The organism is Pseudomonas sp. FBCC-B1565, from assembly GCF_059133265.1.
This window is the reverse complement of sequence record NZ_CP101438.1, coordinates 2625543-2641216: the sequence shown is the minus strand read 5'-3', so window position 1 is coordinate 2641216 and position 15674 is coordinate 2625543. Positions and strand designations below refer to the sequence as shown.

Here is a 15674-nt window from a genome sequence, read left to right as displayed (position 1 = left end):
CCCCCTCCCACATTGGACCGGTGCCCATCCATAGATGGTCATACTCGGAGGGTAGGGTCACAAACCGGGCGCGCAAAATCCGCCCACTAACCTTTCGATTCGATCCAAGTGCGGGCACAATGCGTGTCCTTTTTTGGCAGGCACCGCCGCAGGCTCTCAAAAATGATCAAAACGCCGTACTACCTCATCGATAAACAGAAACTTCTGGTCAACATGCAGAAGATTGCTTACGTGCGCGAACAGTCCGGCGCCAAGGCCCTGCTGGCGCTCAAGTGCTTTGCCACCTGGTCGGTGTTCGACCTGATGCAGCAATACATGGACGGCACCACCTCGTCGTCGCTGTACGAGTTGAAGCTCGGCCGCCAGAAGTTCGAAGGTGAGGCGCACGCCTACAGCGTGGCCTGGGCCGACGATGAAATCGAAGAGATGCTGGATAACTGCGACAAGATCATCTTCAACTCCATCAGCCAGCTGCAGCGTTTTGCCGAACGTTCCGAGGGCAAGACCCGCGGCCTGCGCGTCAACCCACAGGTGAGCAGCTCCGACTACCTGCTGGCCGATCCGGCGCGTCCGTTCAGTCGCCTGGGCGAATGGGACCCGGTGAAGATCGAAGGCGTGATCGAGCAGATCTCCGGCTTCATGTTCCACAACAACTGCGAAAACGGCGACTTCAGCCTGTTCGACAAGATGCTTGGCGTCATCGAAGAGCGCTTCGGCGCGCTGCTGCACAAGGTCGAATGGGTCAGCCTTGGCGGTGGCATTCACTTCACCGGTGAAGACTATGCCGTGGACGCGTTCTGCGCGCGCTTGAAGGCGTTCTCCGAGAAGTACGGCGTGCAGGTGTACCTGGAACCCGGCGAAGCGGCGATCACCAACAGCGCTTCCCTGGAAGTCACCGTGCTCGACACCCTCTACAACGGCAAGAACCTCGCCGTGGTCGACAGCTCCATCGAAGCCCACCTGCTGGACCTGCTGATCTACCGCCTCAACGCCAAGCTGGCGCCGAGCGACGGTGAACACACCTACATGGTGTGCGGCAAATCCTGCCTGGCCGGGGACATCTTCGGCGAGTATCAATTTGATCGTCCGCTGGCCATCGGCGATCGGCTGTCGTTCATCGACACCGCAGGCTACACCATGGTCAAGAAAAACTGGTTCAACGGCCTGAAAATGCCGTCCATCGTAGTGAAACAACTCGACGGTACTGTCGAGGTGGTTCGTGAATTTGGTTACGACGACTACCTGTCCAGCCTTTCGTAAGCTGGCGGATAAAGGAGAGATAAAGCAATTGAAAAAGAACGTTCTTATCATTGGTGCAGGAGGTGTCGCCAAGGTGGTGGCCCACAAGTGCGCGCAGCACAACGACGAACTCGGTCGTATTGCTATCGCGTCGCGCAACATCTCCAAATGCCAGGCCATCATCGACAGCGTCAAGGCCAAGGGTAGCCTCAAGGTACCCGCCGACATCCAAGCCTTCGCGCTGAACGCCCTGGACGTGGAAGCGACCAAGGCCCTGATCCGCGAGACCCAATCGCAGATCGTCATCAACGTAGGTTCCGCGTTCCTCAACATGTCGGTACTGCGTGCCTGCATCGACACCGGCGTTGCCTACCTCGACACCGCCATCCACGAAGAGCCGGGCAAGGTCTGCGAGACCCCGCCGTGGTACGGCAACTACGAATGGAACCACCTGGAAGAGTGCAAACAGAAGAACATCACCGCCATCCTTGGCGTGGGCTTCGACCCGGGTGTCGTCAACGCGTACGCCGCGCTGGCGCAGCAACAGCATTTCGACCGCATTGATTCGATCGACATTCTCGACGTCAATGCCGGCTCCCATGGCAAATATTTCGCCACCAACTTCGACCCGGAAATCAACTTCCGCGAGTTCACCGGACAGGTGTGGAGCTGGCAGAACAGCCAGTGGACCAGCAACACCATGTTCGAAGTCAAACGCACCGATGACCTGCCGGTTGTCGGTTCGCAGAACCTCTACCTCACCGGTCACGATGAAGTGCACTCGCTGTCGAAAAACCTCGACGTGCCCAACGTGCGTTTCTGGATGAGCTTCGGCGAACACTACATCAACGTGTTCACCGTGCTGAAAAACCTCGGCCTGCTCTCCGAAAAACCGGTCACCACCGCCGAAGGCCTGGAAGTCGTGCCGCTGAAACTGGTCAAGGCCGTACTGCCCGACCCGTCTTCGCTGGCACCGGGCTACACCGGCAAGACCTGCATCGGTGACCTGGTCAAGGGCACCAAGAACGGCCAGCCCCACGAGATGTTCATCTACAACGTGGCGTGCCATGAAGAAGCCTTTGCCGAGACCGACAGCCAGGGCATCTCCTACACCGCAGGCGTGCCACCAGTGGCCGCAGCGCTGCTGGTGGCCCGTGGCGAGTGGGATGTGAAGCACATGGCCAACGTCGAGGAACTGCCGGCCGAACCGTTCCTGAAAGCGCTGGATGTGATGGGGTTGCCGACTCGAATTAAAGACGAGAACGGTGATCGGGCTTGGGATGCGATTGCCTGATAGGCGATAGCGGCCCGAACAAAAAAATGCGCCCTCTGGGGCGCATTTTTTGTTTGGGGCAAACACAGCCCTCACGACCAATGAGGTCAACTGTGGGAGGGGGCTTGCCCCCGATGGCGGTGTGTCAGTCAACACATATATCAGCAGACACACTGCTATCGGGAGCCCCCCCCTCCCACAGTTGAATTTCCAGAGTCTGTTATTCCAGATTCCGAGCCTAATTGCTCAGTGGCCTTGAACACTGCAAAAGCGCCGTTACACCGTGCATGACCTACTGCCCCCAAACACTTAATTTGGAGTGACGCCCTGTGGTGGTAGTAACCAATGCCGTGTAGTGGTCCACCCCAAAAAGACCCTCGCACCGTCGGCGGTCTGACCTTGCTGAGACAACACTTCGCCTGCGGCAGCCTTGCGCAAACCGATCATCACTGGCAGAAACCTTTCGCGGAAAGCCTGTGGTTGCTTAGCGAAAAAAGCCTCGATCGACTTCAAGGCCTCTTTGCATTCATGCTCCTCAAGCATTGCGAGGTAAAACACCATCTGGCGCCAGGCATAAGCTGTGTTCTTGAGCATAATCAATCGAGCATGATAGAGACCGGTGTGCATCTGCTGCCGTTTGCAGACCCACTCAAAACTCGCCTGGGCCATGCCCCCTAGCCGAGTACTCAGCAAACCTTTCAACCCGAGCTCGTCGAAAATCAGCGCAAGGTTTTGCGTCGTTAAAATCTGCTGTTGCTCAAGGATCGTGCCATTGGTTGCAGGGTGCCAAGTGCCCAGCTCTGCCCCAGCCCGCTTTGCGCATAAGGCAGCAAAAGCCTCATTTGCACCTCGCGCACGCCGTCGCCCTCTTGTGACGAAGCCAGCCAGTTCGTCGGTATCGATAGAGTAGTAACGTGCATAAAGGGAGCCTGCGATTACCCGACTCGCTCGCCGAGCAGTGTCAGCGAACTTGGTTGAGAACTGCCCCATGAAGATATCTGCAGCGACCTCCTCCACAAAGGGAAGGTCCAGCTCCGCAGTGTCCACCAGCGTTCCAAATTCCTGGAGAAGCTTGTTAGGAAGGATGGCGTAGGGGAACGCATGAAGCGTCAATGCCGAAGACTCAACGAGAGCCTGGCTCGCTGCACCCGCTGCCCCGGTACCTGACTGTCGATCACCCTCAATGGCTGCAATCCAAGGCAACTCACTGAAGCCCACCTGACGTTGAAGATTCAATAGCAACAACGAACGCCTAAGGCGGAAAGCCTGATAGGTGGAGGCATAGACCTTCCTCAACGCTTCGTCGTGCAGCCCTGCGCTACTCAGCTGTGCGGTCATCGCGGGCAGTACTCGTGCGACTGTGTCACCCGAAGTAATCAGCCCATGCTCAATCAACTCCCTGATTGTTCCGCTGCGACAGCGTTGAACACGTCGCAGAATTGGCGCGGGTATCGCGACACCTTCGCCCAGTGCGCAATCCACCGCCTCTTGAACATCAAGCGGCTTGGCCAAATCGGCAAAATCAAAGATGCCACTGTGTGCGGGGTACTTAGAGAGGCGCTTTGCGACGGCACGCGCGATCAGATGATGCTCTGGTCCTGATACCTGGCGAAGCTGGTCCTCCCGGAACGCGAGGTGAGAGCCGGAAGCCGGCGCACCATGTTTGCGCACAAAGTCATCGACTATTCGCCGTATGCGACCCACCTGACGCCCTGTAAGCGACTCTGCATCGCGAGAGCATTGCTCTATCAACAGAAACAATTCCGCTACACGATCAGGAGAGCGTTTGTTGATCCCGAGTTGTTCATAACGCATAGCCAATTCGGCTGCCTGTTCGTGCCACTTTGCCGGGAAGATACGGCATGGCCAGCCCACCTGGTACGTCAGGAGGAAATGCGCGACGGCTGAATCATAAAGAGGTAGACGGGCTTCGATCGCCTGTTTCTGAGCAACGATTTGAGCCCGCGGTGGCAAGGTTGAAAGTAACTGCTTGACCTCACCTGCATTGGCGATGTGGACGTGCGTAGCTGATACCGGTAGCTGTGCGGACGTTGCCGGAAAGAAACGCAATCGGTCGAAAAACGGAACAATCACGTCTAGCAGTGCCCTGGCCTCGTCGTTGCGACGCTGGCTCGACAGCCATGCCACGGTCAGTAACGCGGCTTCTTCCGGAACATCAACGCGATAGTCACAACGGGTCAGACGCTGTTGCAGATGTTCAAGGCCTTCGTCCGTCAGATGCCAAGCGTTGAGATCCAGTCGCTCAAACCCTCTGCGAATGCCGGAAATAGAAGCGACCAATTCACGCTCATAGTCAGTTAACTCGCCACCCGCCAACAGGTTGCCGGTCGCAAAGCCGCCTGTAATGACTTCCAGCGTCACCCAGACAGGTATCTCGGCAAGCGGGGTTCGCGAGCCATACTCGGCGGTGCCTTGCAGCATGTGCGCAATCACTTGTTGCCACTGTGAGATACGTCTGTGGGCATTGAATCGGGCGAGAGGGTCACGGGTTTGATCGTGTGCAATCAATGCCTTGGAAAGTTGGAAGACCGCATAACCTGCGTCCATGCCAGTCGCTCCATGTGCTCTGGAGATGTGTCCAGATTGACTTTGAATATGATGGGTCCGGAGGCTGGATTCGAACCAGCGCCCACCCGGTTAAGAGCCGAGTGTTCTACCGCTGAACTACTCCGGAACAGGGGTCGCATTGTCGGGCAACCGCTAAAGAATGTGAAGATCGCAGGTCATCATTAAGCAATGGCTGACGACACTGAGCTTTTTTCTGTCACGCGATGCGCCCCAAGGGGCGCATTTTTGTTTGGGCGGGTTTTGCTCTAATGCCAAGCAGTTAGGCGCAATACAACCTCTGTGGTGAGCGGGCTTGCCCCGCGCTGGGCTGCGAAGCGGCCCTAACTCGGCCGACGCGTTCTTCCAGGAAGCGCACAGTTGCCTGGCTTTGGGGCTGCTTCGCAGCCCAGCGCGGGGCAAGCCCGCTCACCACAAGTATGTGGCAGCCTGTCGTTTCCTTAACTGACTGGCATCAGAGCAAGCCCCCTTCCGCATGGCTCATTGCTGTGTTCAGAGATTTCCCACAAAGCTTTCAGGTTGTCTCTGGGAACTTCGCTGGCTAACCTCTTCGCCGTCGCTGCCCATTCAGCGGCCGGATTTGACCGTCCGACTACAAAGAGCAACTGCGCCAAAACCGATTCAAGGCGTTTTTTTTGCGCCTGATGTATCGTGTCGCGGCAGCTGTACGCGGGATACCTTCGGGTATGCCGGTTTTGCTTCTTTGGCCGGTCGGTCAACCCGCGTATAGCTGCCACCCTTTTCGTTTGACCGCGAATCGTGGCAGCCCCATTTACAAAGGAGCGCCACCATGATCAAAGACAGTCCAAATCCCCCAACCACCCCCTTCACCCTCCACCCCAACCTGGGCACCGAAACCCTGCTGGCCAATGCCTCGCAAGACCTGGCCTGCCTCAACGACATCGCCGCCCACCTCGCCTTTGAAGTCGATGGCGCTCAACGCAACGTAGCGTTGGGTATCTGCCGCCTGCTCGAAGGTGTGCAACTGCTGGTGGACAAGGCGTTGGACCAGGCACATCCGGCGGCATGATCGAACAACTCTCTCAAGCCCAATGAATATCCAAATGTGGGAGGGGGCTTGCCCCCGATAGCAGTGGGTCAGTGAAGAATAGGCTGGCTGACACACCGTCATCGGGGGCAAGCCCCCTCCCACATTTGAATCTAGGGCGACTGCTATTCCAAGTTCCGCGCCGAATTGCTCAGCGCCCTTGAACACTGCAACAACGCCGGCGCCAACTGCCGTTCCGCATCCGCCCTGCTCCACCGACTGGTCGGCGCCACCACATGCACCGCCGCCACCGGCCGGCCATTCGCACCCAACACTGGCGCGCCAATGGTCATATCACCCAGGAACAACTCCTGGCCATTCACCGCATAGCCCTGCTCGCGCACCTGTTGCAGCGACTCCAGAATCTGCTCGACGTCCGTCAGCGTCTGGCTAGTGTGGGCGATGCGCTGGCTGTTCTCGATCAACACCAACGCCTCATCCATCGGCAACGCGCTCAAATACGCCCGGCCCGACGCTGTGCAGTACATCGGCACCCGCGAGCCAATCGGCATATGCACCGGCACAAAACCTGAACTCACGAAGCGCGCGATATAGGTCATGTCGTAGCCCGCAGGCTCGGTGAGGCACGAGGTCTCCCCCGTCAGCCGGGTCAACTCCGATAGAAACGGGTTGGCCACCTCAATCAACGAATGCGCATCCAGGTAACTGAAGCCCAACTCCAACACCCGTGGTGTGAGTTGGTAATGACGTGTGCGGGAGTGTTTCCGAAGGTAACCCAGGCTTTCGAGGGTAAACACCATGCGCTGGGCCGAGCTTTTGGTCATGCCGGCGGCCTCGGCCACCTCTGCAAGGCTCATGCTGCGGCGCTGTGCGCTGAATGCCTTGAGCACCGACAGGCCTTTTTCCAGGGATTGGTTGTGCAGACTGTTGCGTTCTTCGGACATGGCGGACTCGCGGTCAGGTCGATCAGGCGTGGCGATATTTCTACCTCAAATCACAAAAATAGACCACTTAATATCGCATACCGATACGAATGGTTCATTTTATCGATTTTGTATACTGATATACGATTTTTACCAATCGAAATGGCACAGAGCTTGCGATTTCATCGGCAGCCGCTCGCGGTACTGACTTTCCGTTTTCCTTCTGGAGTAACCCGATGAACAGTCTTTCGCCCTTGTTTCGCCGCCTTGCCTTCGGTCTCTGTGCCACGTTCTGCGTCAGCGTTGTGCACGCCGAGAGTGCGTCTTCGTACAAAGTCGGTGCAACAGCCAGTGGTTCGCCGTTTACCTTTCTCGACATCAAGAGCAACAGCATCCAGGGCGTGATGGTCGATGTGGCCGAGGCCGTGGGCAAGGCTGGCGGCTTTACCAGCCAGATCGAGCAGACCAACTTCGCTGCGCTGATCCCCTCTCTCACCTCCGGCAAGTTAGATTTTATTTCCGCCGGCATGCTCAAGACCGAAGAACGCACCAAAGTCGTCGACTTCAGCGCTCCGGTGTATGCCTACGGTGAAGGCCTGATCATCAACGCCGACGACAACACCGCCTACCCCGACCTCATGCCTCTCAAGGACCAAGTGGTCGGCGTGCAGGCGGGCACCGTCTTCTATGACCAGTTGAACAAGCTCGGCATCTTCAAGGAGATTCGTACCTACGACTCCATCGGCGAGATGGTCCGCGACCTGTCCCTGGGCCGTATCAAGGCCGCCGTGGGTGACCAGCCGGTGGTGGCCTACCAGATCCGCCAGAAGCTGTTCAAAGGCGTGAAACTGGCGCCGGACTACAAGCCCACTAATGTCGGTGAAGTGTGCCTGGTGGTGCGCAAGGGTGACGCGCAAACCCTGGAGCGCCTGAACACCGCGATCGCCAGTATCAAGGCGGACGGCACCCTCGACAACATCCTCAAGAAGTGGGGCCTGGATACCCAGGTGCGCCCATGAACCCGGCGGAGTTCCTGCAAAACGCCCAGGACTTCTTGCCGATCCTGCTGCAAGGCGCGTGGGTGACGATTCAGATCACCGTGCTGTCATTCCTGCTCAGCAGCGCGATCGGCCTGGTGCTGGCGTTGCTCAAGCTGTCGCCGATCCGTGCACTGTCGTGGGCGGCGAGCACCATCATCAACGTGATCCGTGGGCTGCCGATCATCGTGCAGTTGTTCTACATCTACTTCGTGCTACCGGACATGGGCGTGCACCTCACCGCGTTCTATGCGGGCGTGATCGGCATGGGCATCGCCTACTCGGCGTACCAGGCCGAGAACTTCCGTACCGGCATCATTGCCGTCGAACAGGGCCAGCGCGAGGCCGCCGAAGCACTGGGCATGCGCTCGGCGCTGATGATGCGCCGGGTGATCCTGCCGCAGGCGTTTCGCATCGCCTTGCCGCCGTACGGCAACACGTTGGTAATGATGCTCAAGGACTCCTCCTTGGTGTCCACCATCACTGTCGCGGAGATGACCCGCCAGGGCCAACTGATTGCCTCGTCGACCTTCCAGAACATGACCGTCTACACCTTGGTCGCCCTGCTCTACCTGTTGATGAGCCTGCCGCTGGTGTATGGCCTGCGCCGCATGGAACAGCACCTGGGCCGGAGGAAAAAAGCATGATCGAGATACGCCAACTGCAAAAACACTACGGCAGCCACCGCGTGCTGCACGGCGTCGACCTCGACGTGGCCAAGGGCGAAGTGGTGTGCCTGATCGGCCCCTCGGGCTCGGGCAAATCCACCTTGCTGCGCTGCATCAACGCGCTGGAAGCCTATGACGGCGGGCACATCAACGTGTTCGGCGAAACCGTGCAGCGCGGCAGCAAGACCGTGCACGCCCTGCGCAGCCGCATGGGCATGGTGTTCCAGCGCTTCAACCTGTTCCCCCACCGCACCGTGCTGGAAAACGTGATGGAAGGCCCGGTGTACGTCAAAGGCGAGCCGCCCAGGCAGGCTCGCGAAGAAGCCCTGGTGCTGCTGGAAAAAGTCGGCCTGAGCGCCAAGGCCGAGGCCTACCCGGAGCAGCTCTCCGGCGGCCAGCAACAACGCGTGGCCATCGCCCGTGCCCTGGCGATGAAACCCGAAGCCATGCTGTTCGATGAACCCACCTCGGCCCTCGACCCTGAACTGGTCGGTGATGTGCTGGCGGTGATGCGCACCCTCGCCGATGAGGGCATGACCATGATCGTGGTCACTCACGAAATGGGCTTTGCCCGCGAAGTGGCCGACCGCGTGTGCTTCCTGCATGGCGGCTACATCGTCGAAAGCGGGCCGGCCGAACAGGTGCTGGGCAACCCGCAGCATGCGCGAACCCAGGACTTCCTGCGGCGCGTGCTGCACCCCACCGGTAACACGCGGAGCCTGTCATGAAGTCATTGTGGTCAGCGACTGCGCCCTCAGTGGTGCCGACGCCTGCGTTGAGCGAGTCGGTGAAGGTGGACGTGGCGATTGTCGGCGCGGGATATACCGGCTTGTCGACGGCGCTGCATTTGGCCGAGCGCGGCGTCAGCGTGTGCGTACTGGAGGCCAACGAGCCGGGCTGGGGTGCGTCCGGACGCAACGGCGGGCAGGTCAACCCGACGCTCAAATACGACCCGCAGCAACTGGTGCAGATCTACGGACCGGAGCGCGCCGAGCCATTGATCTCGACCGTATCGAGTTCAGCCGACCTGGTGTTCAGTCTGATCGAAAGGCATGGCATCGATTGCGCGCCGGTACGCAAAGGCTGGATGCAAGTGTCGTACAGTGAAAAAGGCGTCGCCGGGTTGCACGCACGGGCAGATCAATGGGCCAGGCGCGGTGTACCGGTGCAGCGGCTGGATGCCGCAGCGGTGGCTTCGCGCATGGGCAGTGAGGCGTTTGCCGGTGGCTGGCTGGACGGTCGCGCCGGGGCGATTCAGCCGTTGGCGTATGCCCGTGGCTTGGTGGGTGCGGCGTTGGCGGCGGGTGTGCGGATCCATGGGCAAAGCGCGGTGACCGGGTTGCAGCGCCAGGATTGCGGCTGGCAATTGCAGACCGCTGGCGGTGCGCAAGTCACGGCCGATCAAGTGGTGTTGGCCACCAACGGTTACAGCGGCAACCTGTGGCCGGGCATGGCGCAGAGCATCCTGGCAGCAAACAGTTTTATCGTCGCCACCAAGCCGTTGAGCGGGCGCGCAGCGGACAGCATCTTGCCGGGGCAGGAAACCGTCTCCACCGCACAACGGCTGCTGCTGTACTTTCGCAAAGACAGCCATGGCCGCTTGCTGATGGGCGGACGCGGGCTGTTCAACGACCCCACGTCACCCACGGATTTCGCCCACCTGGAACGCTCGCTGGCACTGCTGTTTCCGCAATTGGGGCCACTGGAATTCGAATATCGCTGGGCGGGCCGTATTGCGATCACGCGGGACTTCATGCCCCATGTGCACCAGCCCGCGCCAGGGTTGACGTTGGCACTGGGCTGCAATGGCCGAGGCATCGCGCTGTGTACCAGCCTGGGGCAGCAATTGGCGGGGCGGTTGTGCGACAGCACGGCGGAGTTCGCCTACCCGGTGACGCCGTTGCAGCGCTTGCCGATGCATGGGTTGCAGCGGTTTTACATTGGGGCGGGGGTGGCGTGGTACAGCTTGCTGGATCGGCTCAATGTGAGCTGAACAGAGCCCTCACTCACACCACCCCCCATGTGAGAGTGGGCTTGCCCGCGACAGCGGTGTGTCAGCCGCTGGATGTGCTGGCTGATGTACCGCCATCGCAGGCAAGCCAGCTCCCACACTGGATCTCCTTTTCCGGGAGAACCTATTGCACGCGTAAAGCGATTAATACTCTCAATCGCCAACGGCGATCGCTCCCATGAACGGGGCGCACCCTCAAAACACCGACCACCCAATCCGCTCACTCAACAACTCCAACGCCTTCATCCCCGCCAGCGAGTTCCCCGCCGTATTCAGCTCCGGCGACCACACGCACACCGTAAATTGCCCCGGCACCACCGCGACAATTCCGCCTCCTACCCCGCTCTTGCCCGGCAAGCCCACGCGATAGGCAAAATTGCCTGCCTCGTCGTACAGCCCGCTGGTGGCCATGATCGAGTTGACCTGCTTGGTCTGGCGCGCCGTTAAAATCTGTTCGCCGCTGTGGGCGCTCACGCCTTCGTTGGCCAGGAAGCTGAACGCTCTGGCCAAATCCAGGCAACTCATCTGCAAGGCGCAGTAATTGAAGTAGCTGTGCAACACCGCGTCCACGTCGTTGTGGAAGTTGCCGAAGGATTTCATCAGGTAGGCCATGGCCGCGTTGCGAGCGCCGTGCTGGGCCTCGGATTCGGCGACGACGCTGTTGACCAGGATCTGCGGGTTGCCCGACAGCCGACGCACAAAATCGCGCATCGACAAAATCGGCACGGCGAAGCGCGATTGGTTGATGTCGCAGATCACCAGCGCACCGGCGTTGATGAACGGATTACGCGGGCGGCCACGTTCGAATTCCAGTTGCACCATGGAGTTGAACGGCTGCCCGGAAGGCTCATGGCCCAGGCGTTCCCAGATGGTTTCGCCACCGTGGTCGATGGCTTGCACCAGGCTGAACACCTTGGAAATGCTCTGCACCGAGAACAGCGTGTCGGCGTCACCGGCGCAATAGGCCGAGCCGTCGTTGCCGTACACGGCGATGCCCAATTGGTTGGCAGGCACATCGGCCAATGCGGGGATGTAATCGGCGACTTTGCCGAGGCCGATCAGGGGGCGCACTTCGTCGAGGATCGACTCCAGCAGCGCCTGCATGTCTTGTCCAGTCATCTGTCTTTGAATCGGTGGTAAGCGGGGCGCGGAGGATACCTGAAATGCCCGATATCCTCGCCACAATCCGGTCGCCCTCGCTCAAAAGTGCGCCACATCCGACACCCGCTCATCCAGCACATCCCGCGCCAGTGCCCAGGCCCGGTCCCTGGATTCCACCACCAGCAGCGGATAGCCCCAGGCCTTGCCGAACATCGCGGCAAACGGCTTGAGTGCCAGGCGCTGCGCGGCACTGGGTTCCACCTGGATCATGCCTTTGACATAGGTGCGCAGCGCCTGCTTGTTTTTCTTCATCCAGATCGACGCTTGCTTGCGCTCCTCATGGGAGTGTTCGTGGTTGTTCTCGTCCACGGATTTTTCATGCAGCAGCAGGAAGGGTTGCTGGCGGGCCAGCAGGCTTTCGAACACGGCGAAGGCATCCTCCGGCCCACCTTCATTGGGCGCATCAAAGACGATTTTCACCACCGGGAATGTTGAACTGTCGAGTCGCATGGCCGAGCTCCTTGTTGAGAATTGATCTCACTATAAGGTTCAAGCCACTGGACGGCATTGCACAGAATAGCCAGACTGTTTCGCAATTCAGCCAACCTGCGATCCCTTGTCATGAAACACCATCGCCTGGAAATGCACGATCCGTCACTGTCCAGAGACGCCGACGTATTCCCCCGCGCCGTAGTGGCCGTAGGGGCCACCGCCACGTCGGATACCTGGGAACATACCCAGCATGCCCATCGCAAGGGCCAACTGATGTACACCTTGCGCGGGGTCATCCATTGCGAGATTGAGGCCGGCATCTGGATCGTGCCGCCGCAATGCGCGCTGTGGATTCCCGGCGGCACGCCCCACGCGGCACGGGGGGCTGGCGCTGCGGAAGTCTATTGCCTGCTGATCGACCCCGATGCCGCCTGCGCCCTGCCCCGACAATGCTGCACGCTGGCAGTGTCGGCCCTGTTACATGAGCTGATCAGCAAAGCGGTGAGTTTCCCGCAACTGTATGACGAGCACGGCGCCCAGGGCCGTTTGATCAATACCTTGCTGGACGAGTTGGCCGTCGCACCGGTTGAAGCCCTGCACCTGCCCATGCCCCAGGACCCGCGCCTGCGTCGCCTGGCCGACAGCCTGCTGGCTGAACCGGCGGACAAGTCCACCCTCGGTCAGTGGGCGGTGCGCATCGGCATGAGCGAACGCAGCATGACGCGCCTGCTGCTGGAGGAACTGGGCCTGAGTTTTGGCCGTTGGCGTCGGCAGTTGCATGTGATCCTGTCGCTGCAACGCCTGGCCAGGGGTGAGAGTGTGCAGCGCGTGGCCCTGGACCTGGGCTATGAGAACGCCAGCGGTTTTATCACCATGTTCCGCAAGACGGTAGGCCAGCCGCCGGCGCGTTACCTGGCGGACCGCGCCGGTGCCTTGAACTCGCTGGCGCCGGCGACGATTGCGCTGAACTGAAGATGTTGCCTACCCGGATCTGCGGGCTGGCTCACCACACAGTCAACTGTTCAGATCAGCCAAGCCCAAATGCTCACGCAACGTCGCCCCTTCATACGCGGTGCGGAACAAGCCCTTGCGCTGCAAATGCGGAATCACACTCTCGACAAATTCAGTGAACGAGCCCGGTAGATACCCCGGAGAAATCACAAACCCATCGCAACCGCCCTGCTCGAACAGCTCGGCCAACTGATCGGCAATCTGCGCGCCGGTGCCCACCAGTTGCGGCACACGTACGCTGCTGGCGAAGATGCGCCCCAGCTGCTCCAAGGTGGTTTGCGGGCCTTGCATCAACAGCTTTTCAGCCGCCGCCGGGTGGATCAGCGGCGACTGGGCGATCTCGGCCAGCGTCGCCGAGAGCGGGAATGGCGAAAGGTCCACATTCAACTGCGAAGCCAACGTCACCAGCCCCAATTCCGGACGGGCCAATGCATTGTGCTGGTCGCGCTTGGCACGGGCCTCAGCCTCGCTGCCGCCAATGAACGGCATCACCGCCGTGAGCACTTTGCAACTGTCGGCGTCACGCCCCTGCTGCACCACCTGGGCACGCACGTCATCGCGAAACGCACGCATGGCCACCAAGTGCGGGTGAATGGTGAAAATCGCCTCGGCCCAACGCGCACCAAAGCGCCGGCCACGCCCGGAAGAACCGGCCTGGATCAGCACCGGTCGGCCCTGGGGCGTGCGCGGGATATTCAGCGGGCCTTCAACCCTGAACCATTCGCCCTGGTGCTGCACCGAACGGATCAATCCAGGGTCCGCCAGTACGCCGCTTTCGCGGTCCAGTTTCAGCGCGTCCTGGCCCCAGCTGTTCCACAGTTTCAGCGCGACTTCGACGAATTCATCGGCACGGTCATAGCGCAGGTCGTGCTCCAGGTGTTTGTCCTTGCCGAACAGGCGCCCCTCGCTGTCGTTCATCGAGGTGACGATATTCCACGCTGCACGGCCCTTGGACAGATGGTCAAGGGTGGCGAATTCACGGGCGATGTGTGCCGGTTCGTAATAGGTGGTGGACCGCGTTGCACCCAGGCCCAGCTTGCTGGTCTTGCCGACCAGGTAAGAGAGGATCGGCAACGGGTCCAGGCGCGTGGCGTCCTGGGCGCCGTAGCGCAAGGCGAACTCGCGCGAGCCGCCCATCTGGTCGCCCACGGCCAGGCGGTCGGCGAAGAACAGGAAGTCGAACAACCCCTCCTCCACCACCTTGGCCACGCGCGCGTAGTACTCGGGGTCGAGGTAATTGCCGACGGTTTGCGGGTGGCGCCACACCGCATGGCTGTGCACCACCGGCCCACTCAACAGGAACGCGGATAAATGGATCTGGCGGCTCATGGCTTGGGCGTCCACACGTTGATGTCGTTGATCTTCAACGACCTGGGGATCAGCTTGGCGGCGTAGTAGGTGTCGGCGATGCGCTGTTGCTCGGCGAGGTGGTCCAGCTTGACCGGGATGATGTCGTAGCTGCGGCGGCTATTGGCGCGCTCCACCGTGGCCGGGGGGATATTGCCCCACAGCGGGCCAAGGATGGCGGCGGCTTCCTTGGGATGGGCCTTTACCCATTGGCCGGTCTCGCGCAGGGTGTCGAAGGTCACCTGCAACACGTCCGGGTGGGCCTTGGCGAATTTCGTCGTCGCCAGGTAGAAACGGTTGTAGTCGGCCAGGCCGTTCTTGCCGTCGGCGATCACCCGTACATGGTGATCCAGCTGTTGGGTGGCGAGGAACGGGTCCCAGATTACCCACGCGTCGACACTGCCATTGGCGAACGCCGCGCCGCCATCCGGGGCTTCCAGGTAACGCGGGGTGATATCGGCCAGGGTCAGGCCGGCCTTTTTCAGGGCCGAGATCAGCAGGTAGTTGCTGCCCGAACCCTTGGACACGGCAACCGTCTTGCCCTTGAGGTCGGCGATGCTGTGGATCGGCGACGTGTCCTGGACGATGATCGCCTGGGCGCCCGGCGATGCGTTTTCCTGGGCGTAATAGGTCAGCGGTGCATCGGCGGCCTGGGTGAACAGCGCGAAAGCGTCCGCCACATCGGCGTGCAGGTCGACACTGCCGGCGTTCAGCGAACTGAGCAGACCGGTGCTGAATTCATGCCAGTTCACCGTGAACCCCAGGGGCTTGAGGCGCTGTTCCAACTGGCCATTTTGCTTGAGCAGGATCCACAGCGTGGATGAGCGCTGGTAGCTGATATCCATGGTTTGCTCGGCCTGGGCCGCCGTGGCGGCGAACAGCAGGCTGGCGGCGACGATTAGGTTTTTGAACGTCATGGGAGGCCTTGGCGTGGAAGAAAGGGAGGGCGCTGCTTATGCCAAAAAAGCGCGTAAGGC

Annotated in this window: 14 protein-coding genes and 1 tRNA gene; 8 read left to right on the top strand and 7 right to left on the bottom strand. The window is 60.3% G+C overall.

The features are described 5' to 3' along the window. Positions 1 to 162: 162 nt before the first annotated feature. Together NL123_RS12575 and NL123_RS12570 are read left to right on the top strand one after the other, a co-directional pair. Positions 163 to 1260: a carboxynorspermidine decarboxylase gene (locus tag NL123_RS12575; RefSeq protein ID WP_248482184.1), complete on the top strand. Its 1098-nt coding sequence runs from the start codon at positions 163 to 165 to the stop codon at positions 1258 to 1260. Between the two features lie 28 nt (positions 1261 to 1288). After that, positions 1289 to 2533 carry a saccharopine dehydrogenase family protein gene (locus tag NL123_RS12570; protein WP_038846952.1) on the top strand — a complete coding sequence of 415 codons (1245 nt, stop codon included), beginning with the start codon at positions 1289 to 1291 and terminating at the stop codon, positions 2531 to 2533. Positions 2534 to 2821: 288 nt separating this feature from the next. Here NL123_RS12570 and NL123_RS12565 read toward each other — a convergent pair whose 3' ends face one another. Together NL123_RS12565 and NL123_RS12560 are read right to left on the bottom strand one after the other, a co-directional pair. Next, positions 2822 to 5080 carry a hypothetical protein gene (locus NL123_RS12565; RefSeq protein ID WP_494357882.1) on the bottom strand — a complete coding sequence of 753 codons (2259 nt, stop codon included), beginning with the start codon at positions 5078 to 5080 and terminating at the stop codon, positions 2822 to 2824. Between the two features lie 52 nt (positions 5081 to 5132). After that, positions 5133 to 5207, bottom strand: a tRNA-Lys gene (locus NL123_RS12560). A gap of 681 nt (positions 5208 to 5888) precedes the next feature. Here NL123_RS12560 and NL123_RS12555 point away from each other — a divergent pair. Further along, positions 5889 to 6128, top strand: a complete 240-nt coding sequence (locus NL123_RS12555; protein WP_248482189.1) for a DUF6124 family protein — start codon at positions 5889 to 5891, stop codon at positions 6126 to 6128. Between the two features lie 143 nt (positions 6129 to 6271). Here the strand turns inward: NL123_RS12555 and NL123_RS12550 are convergent, their stop codons facing one another. Further along, positions 6272 to 7051, bottom strand: a complete 780-nt coding sequence (locus NL123_RS12550) for an IclR family transcriptional regulator (RefSeq protein ID WP_248488226.1) — start codon at positions 7049 to 7051, stop codon at positions 6272 to 6274. 215 nt (positions 7052 to 7266) lie between these two features. Here NL123_RS12550 and NL123_RS12545 point away from each other — a divergent pair, with 215 nt between their 5' ends. The 4 genes from NL123_RS12545 to NL123_RS12530 are packed head-to-tail and all read left to right on the top strand — an operon-like array spanning position 7267 to position 10728. Further along, positions 7267 to 8049 (top strand): ABC transporter substrate-binding protein, encoded by a 783-nt coding sequence (locus NL123_RS12545; protein ID WP_494357881.1) that lies wholly within the window; start codon positions 7267 to 7269, stop codon positions 8047 to 8049. Continuing rightward, positions 8046 to 8714 carry an amino acid ABC transporter permease gene (locus NL123_RS12540; RefSeq protein WP_016977168.1) on the top strand — a complete coding sequence of 223 codons (669 nt, stop codon included), beginning with the start codon at positions 8046 to 8048 and terminating at the stop codon, positions 8712 to 8714. Before NL123_RS12545 ends, NL123_RS12540 begins: the two co-directional genes overlap by 4 nt. Then, positions 8711 to 9463 (top strand): amino acid ABC transporter ATP-binding protein, encoded by a 753-nt coding sequence (locus NL123_RS12535; RefSeq protein ID WP_093527779.1) that lies wholly within the window; start codon positions 8711 to 8713, stop codon positions 9461 to 9463. Before NL123_RS12540 ends, NL123_RS12535 begins: the two co-directional genes overlap by 4 nt. After that, positions 9460 to 10728 (top strand): NAD(P)/FAD-dependent oxidoreductase, encoded by a 1269-nt coding sequence (locus NL123_RS12530; protein ID WP_494357880.1) that lies wholly within the window; start codon positions 9460 to 9462, stop codon positions 10726 to 10728. Before NL123_RS12535 ends, NL123_RS12530 begins: the two co-directional genes overlap by 4 nt. A 213-nt stretch (positions 10729 to 10941) precedes the next feature. On the opposite strand, the gene glsB is transcribed toward NL123_RS12530, so the two are convergent. Next, on the bottom strand, positions 10942 to 11850 hold the full coding sequence (gene glsB, locus NL123_RS12525; protein ID WP_494358300.1) for a glutaminase B: 909 nt from the start codon (positions 11848 to 11850) through the stop codon (positions 10942 to 10944). A 96-nt stretch (positions 11851 to 11946) separates the two neighbouring features. Then, positions 11947 to 12357, bottom strand: coding sequence for a hypothetical protein (locus NL123_RS12520; RefSeq protein WP_058423997.1), 411 nt, complete (start codon positions 12355 to 12357; stop codon positions 11947 to 11949). Between the two features lie 111 nt (positions 12358 to 12468). Here NL123_RS12520 and NL123_RS12515 point away from each other — a divergent pair, with 111 nt between their 5' ends. Beyond that, complete coding sequence (locus NL123_RS12515) at positions 12469 to 13311, top strand: AraC family transcriptional regulator (protein WP_494357879.1); 843 nt, start codon at positions 12469 to 12471, stop codon at positions 13309 to 13311. Between the two features lie 42 nt (positions 13312 to 13353). Here the strand turns inward: NL123_RS12515 and NL123_RS12510 are convergent, their stop codons facing one another. Both NL123_RS12510 and NL123_RS12505 read right to left on the bottom strand, forming a co-directional pair. Then, a complete protein-coding gene (locus tag NL123_RS12510) occupies positions 13354 to 14679 on the bottom strand; it encodes an LLM class flavin-dependent oxidoreductase (protein WP_494357878.1) in 1326 nt (441 codons plus the stop codon). Next, entirely contained in the window at positions 14676 to 15614 is a 939-nt protein-coding gene (locus NL123_RS12505) for an aliphatic sulfonate ABC transporter substrate-binding protein (RefSeq protein WP_494357877.1), read from the bottom strand. Before NL123_RS12505 ends, NL123_RS12510 begins: the two co-directional genes overlap by 4 nt. Positions 15615 to 15674 lie beyond the last annotated feature (60 nt).